Consider the following 23,245-nt stretch of genomic DNA (forward strand, 5'->3'; position numbering starts at 1 on the left):
TGCTTTATGAACGGACAGCCACTTCTCTAACAAGCGGATTCTGTACCTGTACGTAAATTGCTTGTTCTAAAGGATTACTTAACTCGTCGACATCGAAAAATCTCGTTAATAAATTTGCTTTACATGCCAACTTATCCTCTTCTAACAATTCTCTTAAAAAAGTCGAAGGTTCACGGTTATAAGGAAGGAATGATTCAAGTACAGATCTTAATTCCGAGAGAAGAATTTCCTCCTTAATTAATCCAGCTGTACCAAATCCGTTAATCAGTCCAAACATATGATTGAAAATTAAGTAGTAACGAAATCTTTCATCTACAATATAATCGTCATATAAATTTCCAGTACGTTCTCCAATACCAGCTAACTCATTATTAAGCATCTCTTTCATTGAATTACAGAAATAAAATCCTTGATTATCACGGAAATAATATTTTACTGGGTAACCGTCTTTTAGCTGAACAACACTATTTTGCTGATGAGCTTCTAACGCAACACCATGACGTAAGTACATCCATACCATCGGCTTTAAAGAAATATTCATATATCGTCTAAACCAATCTAAACTTACTTCTTCACAGCTTCTATTTTCTAAATCCGCTAGTCGATGAATAATATTCGATAAACGAGTACGTTCTCCAGGTATAGCATCTTGCACTAGTCCAGCAATTAAAGTAGCGTCATTTGCATGTTCACTATAAAAAGGGTTCTCTCGTATAATTACTTCAAATCCAGATTCTTTTGCCCCGTAATTTAATGTAATAAATGCTGGGTCACAAATAAAATCAAAACCTGGAAACTGTTCTAACACTTCACCAATTGCTGTATTTAGCATTTCTTTTCCTTCAAGACCACTCTCTAATTCCTTCAATTTATTAATACGCATTGAATTTGTTACTTTTACTGGAAATGAAAACTTAAGCATATATTTTGATTGAGGATGATATAACGTCCTAAGTGATGATGTTGCCATATAATACTTACCGACAGGACCGATATATTCAAGTACTCCTTGATCTATCCAATCCTGTACGTAAGATTGGTGTAGTAGCCATTCTGCCTGAAGCGGATGAATTGGAAGTAACGAATATTCATCTTCATTACAATACTTTGATATAAATTCTTTACTAACCATCTCATCATTACGTAACTCTTCTTTTAGAATTACTGTTGTAGAATCAATTAATAATGATTTTTCATTTACTATACTTTTATGTGCCCTAAAATAATGAAGCTGACATTCTCCTTTTAATTCTGGAGAATACATTACGCTTTTCCAATCCAGAATACCTTGTCTACTCTTTGGCGTTGGATGCGTTAAATGTCCAAATAATAAAGATTGCTCCGCTTCTATAAAGGACGTATGGAAACCATATAATGCAGATGTATCTTCTATTCTCGCTTTTGTAAATTCCTCAATATTTTGACAACTACGTATAACTCGAAGCATAAGTTCGGCAGGGTTCGTCCCTTCTCCGTAGTTGATAGACATCTCTTTTATTAAAAATGTAATAACTGTAACGTAATCAGCTTTCATAACAGGACTATTTTCTCCCATTTGATAATAAAATTGTTCTCCAAACAAATGGCGATCTGTTGCTGATTTATATGTAACTTCTCCATACAAAGTAATATTTTGTGCCGATAACCGACAGCATAAATAAGTAGAGCAAGTATCTCTTTGAAATGAATGGTAGAAAATATCCTCTATCCTTTTATCCTCTGTAATCCATTCTCCACTTCCTGTTTCTCTTAAATAACAATTTAAAAAACTTTGTATTGTTGCATGTTCCGCGATTTGTTTCGCATGCTTCATACTTGCCCTCCTCTTTCTATAAACACTATCGGAATTTCATATTACAATCGATAATTGAATATCGTTATCAATTATGATTCTAATTGATAACGATATTCAATTCAATAGTATATTTCAGAATTTTTTTATCTGATTTAATTTTTCTTGTTTTCCCTCTTTTCTTTAATCTAGTTAAAAGTACACGAAAAAAATACTCAGTTTCAAACTACATACTTACTATTTTTCATTAGTAATCTATCCAAAATAGTTAAACAAAAGAGGTATACCTTAATTGGTATACCTCTTTCAAACATGTAGTTTACATAATAATATTATTTATATTCTTCCAACAATACGCTGTCTCTTCCACCTGTACTCGCTCTAAAAATTTCGTATCCATTTTTTCTGGATTAAATTTTTCATAAAACTTTTTAGAAGGATTATTCGTAACAACCCAAACTAATAGCGATTGTATATCATTGTTTTTACAATCCGATAAGAAAGCTTGAAATAACTTTTGTCCTATTTTCATTCCTTGATACTCTTGTAAAAGGTAAATCGCATATAATTCTCCCTCACAATTGTATGTACCAGTTCTTTCTACTCCTCCATCGATGAATCCAACTATTTCTCCATTTAACGTCTCTGCTACAAATCTAAATTGATGGTTACTTTCTCTTTGAAAAATGTTTTCCCACTGTTTTTCTCGTTGCTCATATGTTATATTTTCTAAAATCTCGTTAGGGAATATGTCTTTATATGTCGTTTTCCAACTATCAGCGTGGACCTTTGCTATACATGGTATATCATCTTTTATCGCTCTTCTAATACGTACCTCCATCATTCTCTCCCCCCTTGTTTACTCATCATATCAATTTTCCCCTTAAAAAACCAAATAAAAAAGAGTGAATTTACTTCACCCTTTTTTATTACAATTATCTACTTTCCACTTCAACTGAAACAACACGATCTATCTCTTTTAGTGAGCTATATAACTCAGTTGTATATAAATCTTCTGGAGCTAAAATAACCATTTCCAATTGCTGAAATGCTCCACTATCTATATCTTTAATCTTCACTCGTTTCACATGCATTCCTAAATTTTTAATCTGCTTAAATATACCATCTAACTCATGATGCTCTTTTACAGTAATTTTAATAGACAAGTCCTTTTGTCTTAATGAATACGGTCCTGCAATTTTCACAAGTTGCGGAAGTACATTAATTGCTAAAATAATTAAAATCATAGCAACCGTCGCTTGTAAATAAAATCCTGCTCCAATCGCAATACCTAAAGCTGAAGCAGCCCACACCATAGAGGCGGTCGTTAATCCAGAAATAACGTCATTACTTCTTCGTAAAATAACACCTGCTCCAAGAAAACCAATTCCACTCACAATTTGAGCAGCTAAACGCATGGGATCCATATTTGTATGCCCTGGAACAGAATATACATGTACAGATTCAATTGAAACCATCGTAATTAAACAACTTGCTACAGAAATAACCATACTTGTTTTCACACCAAGTGGTTTATTCTTTAGCTGCCTATCTATCCCGATGAATAATCCTAAAAAGAGTGCTAAACCTAATTTGAGTAAAAATTCATATGACATATTTCCAGTCTCCTTACTTTACAATGTTTCCCTTGGAATAATTCACTATAACTCTTTTATGATATCAATTCCAGTCTTTTCTATTCATTTAACGTAAAAAACCGAAAAAACATTTGTGACGATGTTTCTCCGGCTTTTTATTACTCTTAAAACTCTTCTTTATTTCTTATCTTTAATCTTAATCTCTGCATCTTTGTAGAATGCTAATTTACTGTCATTATACTCTTTTGTAAAATTGTTAAATTGCTCTTTTGATTTTTGTGCTTCCATAGTTAATTCATTAACAGCCTTAACTTTTTCACCAATCTCTTTTAATTTCGTTTCTTTTACTTTTAATTTTTCATACAATTCTTTTTCGGTCGCTAACGCCTTCGTATAATTTTCATTCATCTTTTGGAATGCATCATAACGATTTTTATACGACTCTTCTACTGCTTTCGCTTGTTTTTGTAACTTTTTATCTTCAAGCTTCTCTATATTTCCTTGAACAGATTTCGTTTCTTTCTGAGCTTTTTCTAGCATTTCTTTCTCATTTTTCAAAGCTTTTTCACGATTATCTACATTGGCAGTAGCCTGCTCTATTTTCTTCATAACAGCGTCATTATGATCTTTACCTTCTTGTAAAATTTGAGAATATAGTTCTTGGCCTTCCTTCTCTAACTTCTCTAATTTTTTCGCTTCATCAACTAATGATTTCTCTTGTGTCGCCGCTGTTTCAAAAGCTGTATATAGGTTTTCTTCTGGTTTTTCACCGAAACAACCTGTTAATAGTCCTACTGATAGTGCTCCAACTACTGCTACTTTTCCATACTTCAACGTTCATTCCTCCATTACATACGGTTATCATGCCAGAAATTCACTGGGAAGTGACTCTCTTCATGATAAGCTTCAAACTCATAACCCTTTTCTTTTAACCCTTTTAAAATTGCTGGCACAGCAGCAACTGATTGCGGATGAATATCATGCATTAAAATGACTTCTTGTGGTTTTGTTGCATTTGTTAATACATTTTGAGCAATTTGTGCTGCAGCTGCATCAACTTGCATTTTATTATATTTCCAATCTAATGAATCAATTGTCCAATCCCACACTTTAAAGCCGCCCTCTACCACTTTATTTCGAAGACTTTCATTTAATCCAGGCATTGAACCGTATGGTGGACGTGTTAATTTAGGTGATTTCCCAATAATATTGGCGATTAAGCTTTGATCTTCTTTCATCTCATTTACATACTCGCCATTTTTATATAACTTTGCAAAATTATGCGTCATACTATGCATTCCTACATAATGACCTTCTGCATTTTCTCGTTTCACTAAATCTGGAAACTCTTTTACATTCGCTCCAATTAAAAAGAATGTCGCCTTCGCATCATGTTGTTTTAACGTATTTAATAATTCAGCCGTATATTTCCCCGGGCCATCATCAAATGTAAGATAAGCAACTTTTCTTTCCTTGCCATTAAAACGACTTGGTGCCGTTTTATTCATTTCTACTTTCGGTTGTTCACTTGCAAGCTGTACTACGTTTTCTTGTTTTGCAACAGCCTTTGCTGGTGAAGTAATGGATTGAAACATGAAATACCCAATAGCTACTGCTGCAATCGCTATTAAAACGACTACTACTCGTTTAATGTTAAAAGCTTTTTCCATTCTATCGAATTCCTCTCCCTATTAATCTTATATATAAATCACCCAATATAATTATACATCTATTTATTTTATTACACTATATAAACAGACCTATATATGTATTATAATGGGAGTTTTATCAAAATAGTTGTTCCTATTCCTTCTTTACTTATAAAACTAAGTGTACCTCCATGAAGCTCTACCATTTTTTAACGATAGCTAAACCAAGACCCGCACCTGTAGCATGGTTATTAATCTGGTAAAATGACTGTTCTATATACGGTAAATGCTCTTTAGCAATTCCAATCCCTTCGTCTTTCACCTTTATCACTGCTTGTCCTTTATTTTTAGTCGCTTCAATATATACTTTACCATTTTTATGTGAATATTTAATGGCATTTTGAACAATATTCAAGAAAATTTGCTTTAGTCTATTTCGATCTCCTACCAATTCGATTCGTTCTATAGTTTTGATGAATTGCATTTGCTTCTCTTCAGCATTAGGAGTTAATTGCCAAATCTTCTCCTCTAGTATATCGTATAATTGCACCTTTTGTTTATATAAATTGAAATGATTTAAGTATAAAAAATCGTTACAGAAAAGTTACAAATCCATCTCGATAAAAAAAGATTGGCAAAGGCCAATCTTTTTTTATTATTCATTTCGAACTGGCTTTGGTGTTACACCTAAATGTTCATTTAATTTTTTCGAAATATCTTTCACATTTTTTTCATTTGGAATGTAATAATAAATGCCTCCGATACGTTTATCCGTACCTTCCACTTGCATTTTTTCCATTTCCAAATTAGATCCTGCCATATTTTTCGTAATAGCAAGCATATCATCGAAAGTTAAGTTCGTTTTCATATTTTTATCAACCGCATCAAGTAAAGAGCCCATTTTGCTAATAGATTGAACAGACATCGCTTTTTTAGCAATTGCTTCAATTACAAGTTGTTGTCTTTGACCACGCATTGCATCACTGTCAATTTTACGCGTTCTTGCAAGCGCAAGTGCTTGTTCTCCATTTAAATGTTGGTAGCCTTTCTCTAAATGAATCATACCTGCTTGGTCTTTACTATCTTGTTCAGTGAAAGTAACTGGTACATCAATATCAATACCACCAAGTGAATCGACAATTTGTACGAATGATTCAAAGTTAAACTTCACATAATAATCAACAGGAACATTTAAAAATCTTTCCACTGTATCGCGTGTACTTTCAACACCACCAAATACGTGTGCATGTGTAATTTTATCTAATTTCTTTCTAGATGGAATATATACACGTGAATCACGCGGAATACTTACTAATTTAACTGATTTATCATCTTTATTAATTGTTGCTAATAAAAGTGCATCTGTTCGAACAGCTTCTCCGTATTGACTTTTTCTCATTTCACTACCATCAACACCCATGATTAGAATTGAAATGTTATCCTTTAAAGGTTCAACTTCTTTATCACGCTTCGATGATTTATCAATTTGTGCATATGCATCACTTACTACTGCTTTTGCTTTATTATATATTAACGATCCATATCCTACTCCACCAAAAATAAGTAAGAATAATGGAATTATAATGAACCATTTTATTGATTTTCTTTTAGAACGTTTTTTACTGCTTCTCGTATTCTGTTCTAATTCAGAGCTCATATCCATTCGCCTCTCTTTCTCTTTCCCAATTATAATGCAAGTCTATTAACCTTCATATTGAATTTCCTTTCAATTACCTTACAATTTTGTAAGGTTACTGCGCAAATCCAATATGTACTCCATTTCACATTATACTCTCGTGCTTATTTTTGGCAAGTCACTATTTATATAAAATTCTTTTTAAATTCATATATTATAATTTTATTAGTTTGGTGTATACATAGTTTGCTTTCCATTATTAATAATGAAAGCTGATTTTGCTTTTATTTTCGTCTTTTGTATTTCTATCTCTTCATTTGAGAAATTCACAATAATTTCAATATTTTTTCCATACGAAGCTGATTGTACTAACTTATCTTCTGACAAATATGCAAAGTTCGTCATTTCTTCTTTTACTGCCTTTTCATGAACTTCATTCCAAACTTTCAGGTGCTGCGTAATTTCTTGTTTATGCTTATTCCACTCTACTTCATCTAAATGGTACAACGGAGGAACGTTATTCAATAATTCGTATAGCATACGGTTTCCGACCTCATCTTTTACTTTCAAGCTTCCCCATTCCCAGTGATGCGTTGTAATTATAGAATCATTGTATACTAATTTATATAACGGTACTGAATATACAGGATTTAAATACACTTGTTTATACTCTTCTTTTAACGGTACTTGTTTTGCATATTTTTCTGGAACATTTTGATTCGGTGACCAATATCCACCTACATAATACGGACTTGTTTTGTTTTTCCTCATATCTTCATCGTCCCATTTAATTACAGGCGTTTCAATACCATGAGCAAATGCAATCGTACTACTAGCAAAATCATTTCCGCCTTCAGAACCAACGACCATACCCTTTTCTTGCGCAATGTAGTCCATTCGTTTTAAACGTGCTTTTAAATCTTGCTCTTGTGTCGTTATATGTTTCGCTGAATAGTCATCGTAAATTTCACCTGTCGCATCACAATCAATAAACCATGAATTATATTTAGGTCCATTTTGTAATATATCGTTCATTCGTTCTTTTACACTAGGAAGAGATAAAGTTGGATTTAATTTTCGCCCTCTACCTAAAAACCCTTGCACCTTTTCTCCATCTTTCTTCGTTACAGTAGCCTCTTCGTATAATGATGGGTCATTAAAGGATGCTGTGTTCCAATTTTTATCACTTTTTTCGTGAATGGAATGATATGAGTCATACGGACCAACTAAATACCCCATTTCCTTAGCTTCTGTCACGAAATTAGGTTGCATAAATCCTTGTTCCCAGTTTGGCAGACCAATCCACGCTTTTTCTATTCCTGCCTCTTTCATTTCCTTTAGTATGTCCGTTCCATCTGCATTACCCCATTTACTTACCTCTTCAACCGCATCACCAAGTAGCGACTTTAATAAATGCTTATTTAAGCTATACAATTCTGTATTCGTTAAGTGACCTACACCTTTCTTTAATAGCACACTAGCTTCCTGATTAACGTTTTGAAAAATATCATCTTTATAAAATTCTTTCATTGATAACACTTCGTTTATATAACGTAAAATAACATTTTTTTGATACTTATCAATGAAATCTTGTTTACTTACTTGATCTAATACATTCAATTCCCCAGGCTCTGAACTATATTTTTGAATAAGCTCTTTTATATGGCTAAACAAAGGGCTATTTATTTTCTCTCTTAGCTTTGGCCAATTTACATTACTTTCTGATAAGCCATTTTGATTCCAAAAATAAAAATGAGCTGCACCGTAAAGCTTTTCTATCTCTTTATTTTTTCTAGCCTTTTCTTTTAATGTTTTAAATTCACCTTTTCGAGCGATATTGTCTTTATACAGTTTAGCAATACTTACTACATCATTATTTGTCACATATACTTGAAATCCATATGTTTTATTTTTATTTATACGCGGAAATTCATGTGTAAAATCAAACCCGATTTTCGGATCCGAATGAAATTTCACCTCATTATTAAACATATTGTTCGCGATATATACAATTGAATATTTCAAACCATTTAATGCGAAAAACTTCATAGAAAATGATTCAGCAAATGAATATGCATCATCCTTTAAAAACTTCTTCCAATTTTCATCATTACTCGAAATTTGCTTCCCTTCCCATAACGGAAGTGTATAATTTTCAGCTTGTACTTTCGGCCAAGTAAAGCTTTCTGCACCAGTCGATTCTACTTCAATATTTAAGTGATCTTTTTTCTTCTCTAGACTCACTTTTACTTTTTGATCTGGATATTCCCAAGATGTACGATCCTTTTCTTTTTTTACATTCAACACCTTCATTTTCGGCAAGGGCTGTGATGCTAGTTCCTTTACGCCATCATGTTCTACAATTAACGTGAAAGTCTCTGGATTGACATCATAAGTAAATTCTTTATACGTTGCTTTCTTTATTTTAGACTCTTGAACAGTATTGCTACCTTTTACATCACACCCGACTAAAGTCGAAAATGACATCGTTGTAAGAAGACATATTGCTATCATTTTTTTCATCTTCTGCACCTCCACCACTGAATATACAGAGGCTTTGTTACAGGAATGTGGCAAAAAAATAGAACCAGCATAATGCTAGCTCTATTTTTGGGATTAAAAATAAATATATATGGGCAACTATAATCTGCTTAATATATATAGTACAATAACCGTGTTTTTTCATCCTCACTAATTATAAAAGCAAATCATTCAAAGCTTTAACATGCATTTCTTAACTAAAAAAATAAGTGTATATAATATACGCTAAAACTAGCACTAAAATTACTAGCGCTGTACCTTTCCAATTCATACCACCCGCCATATCAACTGGACTACCCGTTTCAGCTCTGTTGAGCCCATCATGTAAAGAACCGGTAGAATTGTTTTTCAATTCACTTTGCCTTATACGTTCTCTTTTTTCTTCCGGTAACTCTTTCTTCATATGATCCGTTCACCTCCAAGTTAATATACTCTTTACTAAATTATACATTCATATTTTTCTTTTATATGCAAACATATTTACAACATAAAGAAAGCTAGCGATACTAGCTTTCTTTATAATCCAATATGTTCTTCTTTATTTACAGTAATTCCTCTATGATCAATTTCTAGCTCACACACTTTCATAGACGTAAATACTCTCGCTAATTGCTCAGCAATTTCTTGACGTTTCTCATAAGGCGTTAATATAAAAATAGATGGTCCTGCACCACTAAGCGCTGTACCGTATGCACCGAATTCTTTTGCACATTTACGAATAGATGGTAATAACGGTACAAGTTCTAAACGATACGGCTCGTGAAAATGATCTCTTTCCATCATTTCCCCTACAACTTCCCACTTCTTTTGACATAAAGCAGCTACTAATACATTACTTATTGCACTAGCTTTAACAGCTTCATGAAACGGAAATACATCTGGTAATACAGATCGGCTTTCATCTGTATTTAGCTCTTCATTTGGAATAAGTGAAATTACGCCTAATTCCTTACTTTCAATTCTTACAACCGAAACATTCTTCCCATCAAGTGCTCCGATTACAGTTCCTCCTAATATAGAAGCAGCAACATTATCAGGATGACCTTCAAAATTTGTAGCAATTTGAACTTTTTGATCAGTCGTTAAGTTCAATTTGCCTAGTTGATTCGCAAGCTCTATCCCAGCTACAATTGCTGATGCACTACTTCCTAGACCTCTTGTTAGCGGGATGTTACTAGTAACTTTTATTATATGGGGTGATATAGAAGGACATACTTTACATGCCGTGCTAACAATTAAATTTTTATCGTCTGTCGGAATTGAATCTTCAAAGGAATGGATTACTTGCCATTTATCAGCTTTTTCTTTAACTACTACATGTAAATATAATGACAAAGCTATTCCTACTGAATCGAATCCAGGTCCAACATTCGCTGTACTAGCAGGAACACGAATACTTAATGGTATCACGACATAATCACCCCTTTAATATGCTCTTTAATTTGTTCTATATTATTTGAAACACTTGCAATGTCTAATGTATTAGAAGAAATTGCGATATCAGGATCTTTCAAGCCGTTTCCAGTTAAAACTGCAACAACTGTTTCTCCTTTTTTGATTTTTCCAGATTGAACATGTTTCATTACGCCCGCTAATGAAGCATTTGATCCTGGCTCAGCGAAAACCCCTTCCGATTTTGCTAATAATCTATACGCATGTAAAATTTCTTCATCTGATACCATATCTATTTCACCGTGAGACTGCTCAGCAGCCTCTACCGCATATGACCAACTTGCTGGGTTACCGATGCGAATCGCTGTTGCAATTGTTTCTGGCTCATCAATTACATGCCCTTTTACAATAGCAGCTGCTCCTTCCGCTTCAAATCCATGAATTCTTGGCTTCTTATATCCTTTTTCTTTCTCATATTCACAGAAACCCTTCCAGTACGCTGTAATATTCCCAGCATTCCCAACAGGAATCGCTAAAACATCTGGTGCACTTTGCAATTGGTCACAAATTTCAAATGCTGCTGTTTTTTGCCCTTCAATTCGATAAGGATTTACCGAATTAACTAATGTGATTGGCTCTTCTGCAGCAATATTTCTTACAGCCTTTAGTGCATCATCAAAATTTCCTTCTATTGAAATAATTTCAGCACCATAGGCAACTGCTTGCGCTAATTTTCCATGTGCAATTTTCCCTTCTGGGATTACGATAATACATTTCATTCCAAGACGTGCCGCGTATGCTGCGGCCGATGCTGATGTATTGCCTGTCGATGCGCAAATAATGGCCTCCGAACCTTCTTCTTTTGCCTTTGCGACTGCCATTACCATACCACGATCTTTAAAGGAACCTGTCGGATTCGCTCCTTCGTACTTACCATATAACTGAATCCCTAATTGTTTTGATATATTTAATAACGGAATAAGGGGTGTATTTCCTTCCATTAAGCTCACATCAGGTGTGTTTTCATTTACCGGTAAATAAGAAGCATATTGGTTTAATAGTCCTTTATACATATTGTTTTTCCTCCTCAATAATGTAGTAACTGTTTATTTCACTTGCGACATCTTCTATCGCTCCTAAAACTCGTTCGAATTGATACTTTGAAGTTTGATGTGTCACAACAACGACTTCTGCAAGTTCACGATTTAAAGGTAATTGAATCACTTCTTTTAAACTTACAGAATAATTAACGAAACATTCTGTTATTTTTTGTAACATCCCAGGTTCATCTCGTAATGAGATACGTAAGAAATATTTCGAAACGACTTCTTCATCCCCTTGTAATTCATACGGTTCCGGTTCTTTTAACGCACTTTTATTTTTCTGAACTTGATTCATATTTTTAACGATTGAAATAATATCACTTACTACAGCAGAACCAGTCGGTAACTTCCCAGCTCCAGGTCCGTAAAACATTACTTCTCCTACCGCTTGCCCGTGAACATATACTGCATTAAATTCATTATTTACATTCGATAATGGATGATGACTAGGTAAAAGAGTCGGTTCTACACTTAAATGAATGGCTGATCCTTGTTTCTCTGCTTTACCAATTAATTTCATTGTAAACCCTAACTTTTCAGCCATTTGTAAATCTTCTTTTTCGACCTTTCGAATCCCTCTTACTTGCACATCATCTAAAGAAACATTCATCGAAAAACCTAAGTTTGCAAGAATCGCTACCTTTCTCGCCGCATCTAGCCCATCTACATCCGCTGTCGGATCTGATTCTGCGAAACCTAATTTTTGTGCTTCCTGTAAAGCCTCTTCATACGACCATCCATTTTGACTCATCTTTGTTAACATGTAATTTGTTGTACCATTTACAATCCCCATTATTTTTTCAATTTGATCTGATGCTAATCCGTCTGTTAACCCTCTTAACACCGGAATACCGCCCGCTACACTTGCCTCATAACATAAATCACAATCATTATCGTTCGCCAGTTGGAGAAGTTCTGCACCGTATACAGCCATTAAATCTTTATTTGCTGTTACGACATGTTTCTTATTTCGTAAAGCCTTAACAATATGCTGCTTCGCTTCTTCAATTCCGCCCATTACCTCTACTACAATATCAATATTTGAATCATTTAGAACTTCATCAACATGACTTGTTACTACGATTCCATCAATACAAACATCACGTTCTTTTTCTAAATCACGTACAGCGACTGTCTTCACTTTCACTTCATAGCCTGTATCAAGTGCAATTTTTTTATAATGTTCTTTCAAAATATGGACAACACCACTTCCGACCGTACCTAATCCTAACACCCCTACATTAACAACATTATTCATCTTCTAATCTCCTCCTACAATTTTATTTTTTATCTTTATCAATCACCTTACTCTGCTTTTCAATCATGCAGGTGGTGGTTATTTCCGTACGTACAAATCGTTTCATGTTACAGCACCTCCTTTCAAAGTAATAAAAAAACACACTCATCCCTAGGAAAGGGACGAATGTGTTTTCGTGGTTCCACCCTTGTTCCAACCTAGACGTATTTCTCTCTAGATTGCTCAAGTTCAGATAACGGCTGATTCCGTCAATAATTACTAGATTACTCGTTCACTATTGAAGTTCAAAGGTGGTAAAATCATTTCTCGTGTTAGGAAGCTCACACCCTTGACTTCCCTCTCTGTAAACCGTAAAAATGATTTCATGTCCTTATCGTTACTTTTCGTTCATGTTTATTTGTTAACTCATTATACTCGCATAAAAAACAAAATCAATACTATTTTTTAATTATTTTAAATTTTCAATCTGTAATCCATAAAAAAAACACACTCATCCCTAGGAAAGGGACGAATGTGTTTTCGTGGTTCCACCCTTGTTCCAACCTAGACGTATTTCTCTCTAGATTGCTCAAGTTCAGATAACGGCTGATTCCGTCAATAATTACTAGATTACTCGTTCACTATTGAAGTTCAAAGGTGGTAAAATCATTTCTCGTGTTAGGAAGCTCACACCCTTGACTTCCCTCTCTGTAAACCGTAAAAATGATTTCGTGTCCTTATCGTTACTTTTTCGTTCATGTCTATTTGTTAATTTATTATAGTTATCAACTTTTTAAAAAGCAAGCCTATTTTTACTAACTATTTCCAAAAACTCCCTTTATTATATTTTACAATAGCGTTATTCATCTACAGATTGATTTACCTATTTGTAATTTTCTCTACTTATAAATTAACAGTTTATATATAAATATCCCATTTCAAAACACATATATACTCACTAAAAAATATATTAATATAATTTTGTTAATACAATCTTTTTGTATAACTTTCTTCTAAAGAACGTGCAACATCTTCTTCTGAAGCATTCACTTTCGCATGCTCCAGCAACATTTTTGCTGCTGAAGGTAACTCTTTTTTATGTAACCAAGATTCTGGATCCCACATTTTTGAACGAATAAAAGCTTTTGCACAATGGATATAGCATTCCTCTACCTCAACCACAATTCCAAGTAACGGATTGCGTCCATTTGCCTGCATTTCTTGCAAAATTTCTTCGTCGTTTGTTATATACGCTCGGCCATTTATTCTGAGTGTCTCCCCAAGGCCTGGGATAAAAAAGATTAATCCTACACGTGGATTTGAAATAATATTCAAAATGGAGTCTATACGGCGGTTGCCTGGTCTTTCTGGAATGATAATTTTATTATTATTAAATACGAATACAAATCCAGGTGCATCTCCTCTCGGTGAAGCATCACACTCTCCTAATTTATTTGCAGTAGATAATACTAAAAAAGGAGATTTAGACAGAAAATCTACGCAATGGTGATCTAATGATGAAATAACTTTTTTTAAAGCTCGTTCACTTGGTTGCCCCAATATTCCCCGTAATTCTTCCTCTGTTGAAATAATCAATTTTATTTCCGTCCTCTCTATACCCACTTATACCCTCTCCTTTTTTCTTTATTTTCCCAAAATTCATTACGAATATTGTATAATAAAATTTGCAGAAAGGGGAATTAAAATGACAGAGTGGTTAACGATATTTGATTCTGAAAGAAATACACTTGGGAAGAAATTACGTGATGAAGTGCATCGTGACGGTGATTGGCACGAAACATTTCATTGTTGGTTTGTAGAGAAAGATGATGAAGATATGTTTTTATATTTCCAATTACGCTCTAAAAATAAAAAAGAAGCTCCGAACATTTGGGATATTACTTCAGCTGGACATATTATGCATGATGAAGATGTACAAAGTGGTGGTCTTCGTGAAATTGAAGAAGAATTGGGGCTTTCTTTTCAAACGACTGATTTAGCATATAAGGGCATCTTTAAAATAGATTATGAAATTTCAAATCTTACAGATCGCGAGTTTTGTCATATGTATTTCCACAATGTCATCAATCCACTTCCATTCGCACCAGGTGAAGAAGTAGACGATGTGATGAAAATACATGCAACTTCTTTTCTACAGCTATTAAAAAGAGAGATTCCATCTTTTACAGCTACTTCTGTTTTGAGCAATAAACCGCTAACGATAACTTTTGATGATATCTATCCATATGATCTTGCATACTATGAATTTGTTGTTGAACAAGGAAAAGACTTACTAGAAAATAATAGTTTATAAATAAAATAGGACTCCTAGCATTATATTGCATGAAGTCCTATTTTTTCATTATTGTTCAAGCATTTTTAATCTACTCTCTACTCGTATAAATAAACGAATGATTAATAACAGCATAATCACCATAATCGCTATCATTGTATGTGGATATCTAAACAGTATACTAACAACACTTCCAATTAACATCATAATGAATCCGTTTTGCTTCATCACTTCTGCACTATACCTATTACCTACATCCCATAATTCTTTATTTTTCATAGATCGTTTCGTACGATAACCATATGCCGCATTAATATCGGTCGGTGGATTTTTTTGAAGGACAATCGCCGCAAGTATAAATATAATACCTATTAAAATACTCATTCCTATGTTTATTAGTGCATACATCAATTATATTCCCTCCTAACACCCTACAGCTTCATTATACGACAAAATCCTGTTTTTCCCAATTTAACAACACATTCACTTCCGCTCTTTCGATGTTTGGAACATACTTGGCAGCGTTACAAAGCGCGCCCCTTTCGTTTTTAACTGCGGAATCATTTTGTCTAGCGCCTCTACAGATCCTTGCAAATGTCCACCTGGAGTTGAATGTTGAAGTATGATACTACCAGGGAATGAGTTCCCTAACACATTATTTGTAATCGTATCAGCACTTACACCTTTCCAATCAACTGTATCCACACTCCACTGTACAATCATAAAGTTTTGCTCAGTTGCCCAATGCAATTGATTTTCAAGTATTTCACCATACGGCGGGCGTATAAATTTAGGAGCATAGCCGGCTATACGTTTTAATATTTCTTCCGTTTTTATAATTTGATTACGGTACTCATCCTCATTTACTTTCGCTAAATTAGGATGACTATACGTATGATTACCAATTACATGCCCTTCATTCGCAATACGCTTTACTACATTTGGAAACTTTTCTGCATTTTCACCAAGCAGGAAAAAAGTCGCTTTTACATTATGTTGTTTTAACTTATCTAATATTTTTGGCGTGAATTCTAAATCCGGTCCATCATCAAATGTAAGTGCGACTTCCGCTTTATTGTACGGTCCTGAAAATGCGTACGCATATTTTTCGACCCAAGAAAATGGTGTCCACGATCCACGTTCATCTGCTTTCATTTGTACTTCATAGCTTTGAGGGATATATGTGTATGGCAATGTTCTTATATAATCTCCGTAATAAAATAAGTTATATGGCATATAGGCATACGAAACATCTCGTTCTAGCCCCCATTGATATGGAGCAAACCCTTCTGGTGAATAAAAATAATACATAATAAAAACCTCCCTAAAGTTTCATATGTGATTCCTCTGCACTTTGTTAGAGAAATTGTTATTCATAAACAAAAATAAGACTGTCCGTCATTTGGACAGTCTTACTGCTGACTATTATTAATAAATTGATGTACTACCTTTCGGCAAAGCTTTCACGTGTTTTAAATAGTTCGTCACTTTATCATCATCATCTTGCGGATATCGATACCCATATGTGTTAGCAATTTCATTCGCCACTTCCCTAAATAAATTACCCATGACAAAGAATGACTCCCATATGTTTTCATATTCCACATTAGAAAATGTCCTTTTAAATTGCTCCCACATATCTTTTTCAATATATTTCTCGAAATGCTTTCCAAACTTCCCTGCATTAACTATAAAGTCTGTTTTCATATCAATATGCCATTCTAGCATTACAATTAACATATCTCGCACTGGGCCATCAAGCATCCCTTTCACATAAGAAAGTTCCTCTCGCCATAACCCTTTTGCCACATTCGTACTACACCACCAAAATTCATTACAGCAATCTAAAAACTCTTTTTCTGTAGGCTTTTTTATTAAGTAATCTTTATCGCTTGCTGGCGGGAATTCTTCTATACAATTATCTTTATCGAGAAGTAATTTACTTAAACTATCTTGTCCAACGAAATTATTCATTAATTCAACTGGCACTAGTGTTAAATCAATCCGATTCCCATCCATGAACTGCATTAAATACGGAAACTTTCCGTCTCCATCTGGTGGAACTAATGACATTTCTTCCGGCATTTGTACAATCATTATTTCTCCAAATCTATGAATCCAATTATGATTAGATGTAAAAGATTGTATATCTTTTACAACATACATAATATCATAGTCTTGAAAACAATCTCTTTTCACATGTGGATTTACACGCGATCCATTCATAATGACAGCTCGAATTCTTTCATCCTCTTTTGCTGTATTAATAATTAAGTCTAACATTTCTTTTTCAGTTCTCATCTATTCCTAACCTCCAATTTTTATATAAACTTATATTTTTAAGTATGTTGGAGGTCCACGGGCTAACTGTGTTGTATACGATACATGTTATAATTTTTCAAACATCTTTTTCATTCTATTTATCTCCTTTCGTTATTCTTTTACGAAAATGTAGAATCTTTCGGTATTCATACATCACTCATATATTGATCAACAGCCTTCCACTTCTTAATCATACTCATGGAAATACCATCCCCTTCAATTTCTCAATGCTTTTCTACCATTCACTTTTGATTATACCGAAAATTCCGTTTTATACACAAATATAAAGAAGGGATATCTACTCCTTACAGAATAGATATCCCTTCTTTTAAATATAAATTTAATTCCTATGGATTAGTAGACCAAAGTCCAGCTGATTTAATAAATGTACGTTTATTTAATTTCAGCTGCGCTACGATAAACTCTGCAATATCTTCCGCTTGCATAACTTTATCAGGATTTCCATCAGTTAATCCTAAATCTACAGCCATATCAGTTGCTACTGTACTTGGTGTTAAAGCTGTTACACGAATATTATGCTTACGAACTTCCATCGCTAACGATTCTGTTAAGCCAAGAACACCAAATTTAGAAGCACTATATGCACTTGTTACAGGTGCACCTTTTTGTCCTGCTGTAGATGAAATATTAATAATATCACCAGATTGTTGTTCAATCATGCTCGGTAAAGCTGCACGAGTTGCATAGTATACACCCATTAAGTTTACTTGAATGATTTTTTCCCAATCAGCAACGTCTAATTCTAAAAACTTACCGAACTTAGAAATACCAGCGTTATTAATTAAAATATCGATAGATCCTAAACCGTTTTTTAATGTCTCAATCGCAGTAGTCACTTCTTCATATGAAGAAACATCAGCAGTCGCAATAACAGCTTTTACGCCTTCTGCTTCTACTTCTTTCGCTACAGCTTTTAAGTTTTCTTCTGAGCGAGCTAAAAGACCTACATTTACGCCCTCTTTCGCTAATGCGATCGCTACAGCGCGACCAATCCCTCTACCTGCTCCTGTAATTAAAGCATTTTTGCCTTGTAATAATTCTGCCAAGTATAACACTCCTTAATCATCTCTGTTATGTATTATATTAAAATTGTATCTATGTTTATGTAAAAAGGCAATGATGCACTTTCATGTGCGTAGGTTACTTATAGGTAACTATAAAAAGTTTTTATTTATAATCCTCATGCTTTTTCCATAATTAATTTAAAATAGAAATAAATCCCACACAGGAGAGTATTTATGTATGAAAAGAAAAAAAATGATACTTGCTACTAACTGCAGTCGGACTATGTATCATATTTTTGGCTATGTACTTTATATTTGGTAATCCACTAAACTATAAATTTATAGAAAAAGATACCAGTGATTACCTTCATACTATAAAAGGTTATAAACAAGAAGATATACAAAGTATCACCGGAAAATATACTCCCCTTTATAATATCGGCTATTATGCAACAGTAGTATATAAAGACGAACCTTATTTTACATACTCTTATACATACGATAATAATAAAAAAATAATACAAGACAATGGCATTTTAGGAAGACATACTGAATCATTTTCTTAATTTAAATTGGTCACTGTTCGATCAACTAATACAAGGGATTCATACGAACTTACAAGAAAGAGGTTTAAGTGAAAAAAAGATTATTCTATACGACACGTTCATTTCATTGATATAGATGATGATAAAAACGGTGCAGAAGCATACGTTGACTTTAAGAAAGATAAAGAATCTGTTTACTCTTACCGTATGAACAGTGAAGGAAAAGCTTATCAATATAGCTGCAGCAATGGTAAATGTATGTATAAAGAAAAATAGTGTTAGAAGATAGTCTCCTAACACTATTTCTCTTCATACTTAGGAATACACACAGTAAATTCCGTCCCATTCCCTTCCTCACTCTCAACTTTTATTTCCCCCTGATGAAGATCGAGTACTTTTTTCACAATCGCTAAACCTAAGCCACTTCCTCCATAAGCACGATTTCGTGAAGAGTCCGCTTTATAAAAACGCTCAAAAATATGTTGCTTCTGTTCTTCGGATATACCAATTCCCGAATCGCGAATACGCACTTCCACTAATGTCCCATATTCTTTTAACTGGATTGTAATTGTGCCACCACTTGGAGTAAATTTAATACTATTATGAATTAAATTAATCCAAACTTGACTCATACTTTCTTGGTCAGCAGTTATATGCACTTTTTCTAAATCAAGGTCTAATTCAATTTCTTTTTCAGCCCAAAGCGGTTCACTATTTAACACAATTTGCTTTAACTGTTGATCTAATCGATAAGTAACTCTTTCTGGTGTATATTCTTCCGACTCTAATAGGGTGAGTTTCAGTAAGTTTTGACTTAGTTTAGATAATCTCGTCGTTTCTGTTTCAATAATGGTAAGATAATGCTCTCTTTTTTCCTCAGGAAGATTATTATCTTGTAGTGCTCTAGCAAACCCTTTTATAGAAGTTAATGGTGACTGTATTTCATGAGAAACATTCGAAACAAATTCCTGGCGCATTTTCTCCATCGCATTCAGTTCATCTGTCATATCGTTTATACTTTTTACGAGCACACCAATTTCTCCATCATATTTCTCTTCATTTCGTATTTTTACCGAGAAGTCCCCTTTTGCAATTTTTTGTATCGGTTCAATAATAGTCCAAATCATCGCCTCTCGCTTCGGTCTCATTAATACTGCAATTAATATCCAAAGAAGAATCATAAATATAAAACTGAGTATGTCACTAATGAGGTAGGTAAAAAAAGGAGATAAATGTATTGCAAGGGCATCCAATATACTAGATGATACATAAAATGCTGTAGACCAAATAATAGTAAGAAAAGAAAAGAGGGCTATTATCGCTCCTGTTACTTTCAGCATCTTGAATTTACTCATTCGTTTTCTTTTTCTCATTTACTTACCTCTAAGCGATATCCTAAACCCCTTATTGTTTTAATACTAAAATTCGACTTCTCTTCTTGAAACTTCTCACGTAACCGATTTATATGAACATCTAATGTACGTTCATTTCCTTCAAAATCATATCCCCATACATCTTCAATTAATTGCTCTCTCGAACACGTTCTTCCTACTTTAGAACTTAAAGTAAAGAGCAATTCGAATTCTTTTAGCGGTAACGTAACCGTTTGTTCTCCAATTATAACTTCAAATGTTTTGCGATTTAACAGTACATTTCCAACTTGAATCGATTGCGACACTGTAATTTGGTAACGTTTCAATAAAGCCTTAACTCTCACTACTAATTCCATTGGATCAAACGGTTTTACAAGATAATCATCCGTGCCAAGGTGGAATCCTTTTACTTTTTGAGACGTTTCTCCTTTAGCCGTTAACATCAAAATCGGAATATCATAGTACTTCCTTAATTCAAAGCATAAATCGAATCCATCCATATTTGGCATCATAATATCAAGAATAACCATATCGACTTTCACTTCATCTATTTTCCGAAGTGCATCTAGTCCATCAATTGCCTCATATGTTTGAAAACCTTCTCGCTCTAAAAATACAGACACAAGTTCTCTAATATGTGGATCATCGTCTACTATTAAAATGTTAGGTATCAAAGAAACCAGTTCCTTTCTAATTAGCATTCTTAATAAAACTTGTAAAAATGAATCATCAGCGGAGTATAAACCCCACTGATGATTCATTTTATAATACGCCCTCTTTAATTTTCAATTGTTGCGTTGCAAATTCACGATACATGTCATGTGTACGTAATAATTCATCGTGCGTACCACTTCCTGTAAGATTCCCTTTTTCTATAAAGATAATTTTATCTGCATCTACAACTGTAGAAAGTCTATGTGCAATAACTAACGTTGTTCTGCCCTTCATTAAGTTATTTAATGCCTTTTGAACGACAGACTCTGATTTACTATCTAAACTTGAAGTTGCCTCATCTAACATAAGAATTTGTGGATTTCGAAGTAATGCTCGGGCAATGGCAATTCGCTGTCTTTGTCCTCCAGAAAGCTTCACACCACGTTCTCCAACTTCTGTTGCATATCCGTTCGGTAAATCATGAATAAATGCATCAACATATGCCATCGCCGCTACTTTTTCAATTTCTTCATCTGTCACTTCGCCCTCAACACCGTAACAAATGTTATCACGAATTGTTCCATCAATTAACGGACTATCTTGTGAAACGTAACCAATTTGACGTCGCCATGACTGTAATGAATAATTCGTAATTGAGTCTTTTCCTAATTTAATAGCACCACTAGTTGGCTCATAAAAACGTTCTAATAATGAGAATAACGTCGTTTTCCCGCTACCACTTGGTCCTACGATTGCTGTTACTTTTCCTGATTCAATTGTGAAATCAATATTCTTTAACACTTGCTCTTCTTCGTTATACTCGAAATGTACATTTTCAAGAACAATTGGTTGCTTAGCATTTGTGACTTTCACACCAGTTTCATGGTCTTCTACTTCATATTCTAAAATAGTATTAATTCTTTCCGTTGCACCAATTGCCTTTTGGAATTGTGTAAAGAACATAGATAATTGACTCATCGGCATTATAATTTGAACTAAATATAAAATAAACGCTACAAGTTCACCTGTAGTTAATGCACCGCTAGAAACACGCATTCCCCCATACCCTACGATAATAACAAGCAATGCCATTAAAACAAACGACATAACTGGTGAAATTAACGCTTGCACTTTTCCTTCTTTCAAACCAAATTGCAATAACTTTTCGATACCTTTATTTCCAGTTTCATATTCTCTTTTTTCTGTGTTCGAAGATTTCACTAAACGAATTTCTGATAACACTTGTGTTAATACACTAGTAAAAGAAGCCGTTTCATCTTGAAGTGCTTTTGAAATCTTATACATTTTTCGTCCAAGTGGAACTAAAATAAGTACTGATAATGGAATAACCGTTAAAAGTAAAAGTGTCATTTTCCAATCTAAAACAAATAGTACAATTAAAGATCCGACAATTGAAATACCACCTGTTAATAAGTTTGATAAATGCTCAGAAATTAACGTTTTCACAACTCCTGTATCATTTGTCATACGACTAATTGTATCGCCTGTTCTATTTTGATCATAATAAGTTACCGGTAAAATAAGTACCTTTTTCCACAAACGTTCTCTCAGTCCAGCTACAATCTTCTGTCCTATATAATTTAATAAATATATAGATAATCCTGCAGCTATAGTTTGCATAATAAAGAAGGCAACTAGCCCAACAATTTGTCCTGTACTAATTGACGAAAGTGAAAAATTATCTACTAATCCTTTTGTTAACATCGGAATAAATAAACTCGCTCCTGTAGAAAGTAAACTCATGAATAACGCAAAAATTAATATCCCTTTCGGAGGATTTGTATCTTGAATAAGGCGTAAAAACTGCCTCCAGCTCCCTTTTTTCTTCATTTCATTTTTAACTTCCATTCCTGTTCATCTCCTCGTGTTAAACCAAACTGTTCTTTCTAAAAGTAGAATACAATACGAATGTAAACTGAATGTAAACACACTTTTTCTATTTTTACAAAATATACATAAAAACTCATCTTTACAACAGATATAAACATCTGATATTATTACCTAGTACTAAATATTATTCTATGCGAATGATAAATAATCAATTTACAATACTATATAAATCTC

20 protein-coding genes, 2 pseudogenes and 2 other annotated features are annotated in these 23,245 nt (G+C 33.7%); of the genes and pseudogenes, 2 read left to right on the forward strand and 20 right to left on the reverse strand.

The features are described 5' to 3' along the window. Positions 1-4: 4 nt before the first annotated feature. From asbA to ACTFNE_RS13455, 13 genes and pseudogenes are all read right to left on the reverse strand, one after another. Positions 5-1,813 (reverse strand): petrobactin biosynthesis protein AsbA, encoded by a 1,809-nt coding sequence (asbA, locus tag ACTFNE_RS13395; protein WP_046197633.1) that lies wholly within the window; start codon positions 1,811-1,813, stop codon positions 5-7. A 298-nt stretch (positions 1,814-2,111) separates the two neighbouring features. After that, positions 2,112-2,633 (reverse strand): GNAT family N-acetyltransferase, encoded by a 522-nt coding sequence (locus ACTFNE_RS13400; RefSeq protein WP_046197776.1) that lies wholly within the window; start codon positions 2,631-2,633, stop codon positions 2,112-2,114. Between the two features lie 94 nt (positions 2,634-2,727). Continuing rightward, positions 2,728-3,408: an MgtC/SapB family protein gene (locus ACTFNE_RS13405; RefSeq protein ID WP_000119508.1), complete on the reverse strand. Its 681-nt coding sequence runs from the start codon at positions 3,406-3,408 to the stop codon at positions 2,728-2,730. Positions 3,409-3,567: 159 nt separating this feature from the next. Continuing rightward, positions 3,568-4,224, reverse strand: coding sequence for a YkyA family protein (locus tag ACTFNE_RS13410; RefSeq protein WP_000873557.1), 657 nt, complete (start codon positions 4,222-4,224; stop codon positions 3,568-3,570). Positions 4,225-4,238: 14 nt separating this feature from the next. Next, positions 4,239-5,060, reverse strand: a complete 822-nt coding sequence (locus ACTFNE_RS13415) for a peptidoglycan-N-acetylglucosamine deacetylase (RefSeq protein WP_046197634.1) — start codon at positions 5,058-5,060, stop codon at positions 4,239-4,241. 101 nt (positions 5,061-5,161) lie between these two features. Beyond that, positions 5,162-5,625 (reverse strand): annotated as a pseudogene (locus tag ACTFNE_RS13420) (sensor histidine kinase); the annotation flags it as partial. A gap of 69 nt (positions 5,626-5,694) precedes the next feature. Next, positions 5,695-6,696: an LCP family protein gene (locus ACTFNE_RS13425; protein ID WP_002163688.1), complete on the reverse strand. Its 1,002-nt coding sequence runs from the start codon at positions 6,694-6,696 to the stop codon at positions 5,695-5,697. A gap of 204 nt (positions 6,697-6,900) precedes the next feature. Further along, the gene (locus ACTFNE_RS13430; RefSeq protein WP_046197635.1) at positions 6,901-9,198 is read right to left on the reverse strand and encodes a glycoside hydrolase; all 2,298 of its coding nucleotides are present in this window, start codon (positions 9,196-9,198) and stop codon (positions 6,901-6,903) included. Positions 9,199-9,409: 211 nt separating this feature from the next. Beyond that, complete coding sequence (locus ACTFNE_RS13435) at positions 9,410-9,619, reverse strand: DUF6366 family protein (RefSeq protein WP_000711909.1); 210 nt, start codon at positions 9,617-9,619, stop codon at positions 9,410-9,412. A 113-nt stretch (positions 9,620-9,732) separates the two neighbouring features. Beyond that, a complete protein-coding gene (gene thrB / locus ACTFNE_RS13440) occupies positions 9,733-10,626 on the reverse strand; it encodes a homoserine kinase (protein WP_046197636.1) in 894 nt (297 codons plus the stop codon). Next, positions 10,623-11,681, reverse strand: a complete 1,059-nt coding sequence (thrC, locus tag ACTFNE_RS13445) for a threonine synthase (protein WP_000276454.1) — start codon at positions 11,679-11,681, stop codon at positions 10,623-10,625. The genes thrB and thrC overlap by 4 nt, the downstream gene beginning before the upstream one ends. Continuing rightward, on the reverse strand, positions 11,674-12,969 hold the full coding sequence (locus ACTFNE_RS13450; protein ID WP_001067138.1) for a homoserine dehydrogenase: 1,296 nt from the start codon (positions 12,967-12,969) through the stop codon (positions 11,674-11,676). The genes thrC and ACTFNE_RS13450 overlap by 8 nt, the downstream gene beginning before the upstream one ends. A 154-nt stretch (positions 12,970-13,123) precedes the next feature. Continuing rightward, positions 13,124-13,355, reverse strand: a binding site (T-box leader). Between the two features lie 114 nt (positions 13,356-13,469). Further along, positions 13,470-13,701 (reverse strand) — a binding site (T-box leader). A gap of 231 nt (positions 13,702-13,932) precedes the next feature. After that, entirely contained in the window at positions 13,933-14,571 is a 639-nt protein-coding gene (locus ACTFNE_RS13455; protein WP_046197637.1) for a pyridoxamine 5'-phosphate oxidase family protein, read from the reverse strand. An 82-nt stretch (positions 14,572-14,653) separates the two neighbouring features. On the opposite strand from ACTFNE_RS13455, the gene ACTFNE_RS13460 reads away from it, so the two are divergent. After that, positions 14,654-15,262 carry an NUDIX hydrolase gene (locus ACTFNE_RS13460; protein WP_000141389.1) on the forward strand — a complete coding sequence of 203 codons (609 nt, stop codon included), beginning with the start codon at positions 14,654-14,656 and terminating at the stop codon, positions 15,260-15,262. Positions 15,263-15,310: 48 nt separating this feature from the next. On the opposite strand, the gene ACTFNE_RS13465 is transcribed toward ACTFNE_RS13460, so the two are convergent. The 4 genes from ACTFNE_RS13465 to ACTFNE_RS13480 all read right to left on the reverse strand — a co-directional run bounded on the left by ACTFNE_RS13465 (position 15,311) and on the right by ACTFNE_RS13480 (position 18,630). Then, positions 15,311-15,649 carry an SdpI family protein gene (locus ACTFNE_RS13465; RefSeq protein ID WP_000271090.1) on the reverse strand — a complete coding sequence of 113 codons (339 nt, stop codon included), beginning with the start codon at positions 15,647-15,649 and terminating at the stop codon, positions 15,311-15,313. 75 nt (positions 15,650-15,724) lie between these two features. After that, positions 15,725-16,552, reverse strand: coding sequence for a peptidoglycan-N-acetylglucosamine deacetylase (locus tag ACTFNE_RS13470; RefSeq protein ID WP_046197638.1), 828 nt, complete (start codon positions 16,550-16,552; stop codon positions 15,725-15,727). Positions 16,553-16,669: 117 nt separating this feature from the next. Further along, positions 16,670-17,542 (reverse strand): aminoglycoside 6-adenylyltransferase, encoded by an 873-nt coding sequence (locus tag ACTFNE_RS13475; protein WP_046197639.1) that lies wholly within the window; start codon positions 17,540-17,542, stop codon positions 16,670-16,672. A 368-nt stretch (positions 17,543-17,910) separates the two neighbouring features. Next, complete coding sequence (locus ACTFNE_RS13480) at positions 17,911-18,630, reverse strand: 3-ketoacyl-ACP reductase (protein ID WP_000818985.1); 720 nt, start codon at positions 18,628-18,630, stop codon at positions 17,911-17,913. A gap of 196 nt (positions 18,631-18,826) precedes the next feature. On the opposite strand from ACTFNE_RS13480, the pseudogene ACTFNE_RS13485 reads away from it, so the two are divergent. Beyond that, a pseudogene (locus ACTFNE_RS13485) lies at positions 18,827-19,409 on the forward strand (DUF3139 domain-containing protein). A gap of 23 nt (positions 19,410-19,432) precedes the next feature. Here the strand turns inward: ACTFNE_RS13485 and hitS are convergent. The 3 genes from hitS to ACTFNE_RS13500 all read right to left on the reverse strand — a co-directional run bounded on the left by hitS (position 19,433) and on the right by ACTFNE_RS13500 (position 23,029). Continuing rightward, complete coding sequence (gene hitS / locus ACTFNE_RS13490; RefSeq protein ID WP_046197640.1) at positions 19,433-20,506, reverse strand: envelope stress sensor histidine kinase HitS; 1,074 nt, start codon at positions 20,504-20,506, stop codon at positions 19,433-19,435. Continuing rightward, on the reverse strand, positions 20,503-21,180 hold the full coding sequence (gene hitR / locus ACTFNE_RS13495) for an envelope stress response regulator transcription factor HitR (RefSeq protein WP_052737307.1): 678 nt from the start codon (positions 21,178-21,180) through the stop codon (positions 20,503-20,505). Before hitR ends, hitS begins: the two co-directional genes overlap by 4 nt. Before the next feature lie 88 nt (positions 21,181-21,268). Beyond that, entirely contained in the window at positions 21,269-23,029 is a 1,761-nt protein-coding gene (locus ACTFNE_RS13500) for an ABC transporter ATP-binding protein (protein ID WP_046197641.1), read from the reverse strand. Between the last annotated feature and the right edge of the window lie 216 nt (positions 23,030-23,245).

Source organism: Bacillus cereus group sp. MYBKT111-2, from assembly GCF_051915205.1.
Taxonomy (GTDB): Bacteria; Bacillota; Bacilli; order Bacillales; family Bacillaceae_G; genus Bacillus_A; species Bacillus_A paranthracis.

Coding starts and splice junctions, on each gene's coding strand:
- asbA (WP_046197633.1), bottom strand. CDS start 1,813: ATGAAGCATGCGAAACAAATCGCGGAACATGCAACAATACAAAGTTTT.
- ACTFNE_RS13400 (WP_046197776.1), bottom strand. CDS start 2,633: ATGGAGGTACGTATTAGAAGAGCGATAAAAGATGATATACCATGTATA.
- ACTFNE_RS13405 (WP_000119508.1), bottom strand. CDS start 3,408: ATGTCATATGAATTTTTACTCAAATTAGGTTTAGCACTCTTTTTAGGA.
- ACTFNE_RS13415 (WP_046197634.1), bottom strand. CDS start 5,060: ATGGAAAAAGCTTTTAACATTAAACGAGTAGTAGTCGTTTTAATAGCG.
- ACTFNE_RS13425 (WP_002163688.1), bottom strand. CDS start 6,696: ATGAGCTCTGAATTAGAACAGAATACGAGAAGCAGTAAAAAACGTTCT.
- ACTFNE_RS13430 (WP_046197635.1), bottom strand. CDS start 9,198: ATGAAAAAAATGATAGCAATATGTCTTCTTACAACGATGTCATTTTCG.
- ACTFNE_RS13435 (WP_000711909.1), bottom strand. CDS start 9,619: ATGAAGAAAGAGTTACCGGAAGAAAAAAGAGAACGTATAAGGCAAAGT.
- thrC (WP_000276454.1), bottom strand. CDS start 11,681: ATGTATAAAGGACTATTAAACCAATATGCTTCTTATTTACCGGTAAAT.
- ACTFNE_RS13450 (WP_001067138.1), bottom strand. CDS start 12,969: ATGAATAATGTTGTTAATGTAGGGGTGTTAGGATTAGGTACGGTCGGA.
- ACTFNE_RS13460 (WP_000141389.1), top strand. CDS start 14,654: ATGACAGAGTGGTTAACGATATTTGATTCTGAAAGAAATACACTTGGG.
- ACTFNE_RS13465 (WP_000271090.1), bottom strand. CDS start 15,649: ATGTATGCACTAATAAACATAGGAATGAGTATTTTAATAGGTATTATA.
- ACTFNE_RS13470 (WP_046197638.1), bottom strand. CDS start 16,552: ATGTATTATTTTTATTCACCAGAAGGGTTTGCTCCATATCAATGGGGG.
- ACTFNE_RS13475 (WP_046197639.1), bottom strand. CDS start 17,542: ATGAGAACTGAAAAAGAAATGTTAGACTTAATTATTAATACAGCAAAA.
- hitS (WP_046197640.1), bottom strand. CDS start 20,506: ATGAGAAAAAGAAAACGAATGAGTAAATTCAAGATGCTGAAAGTAACA.
- ACTFNE_RS13500 (WP_046197641.1), bottom strand. CDS start 23,029: ATGGAAGTTAAAAATGAAATGAAGAAAAAAGGGAGCTGGAGGCAGTTT.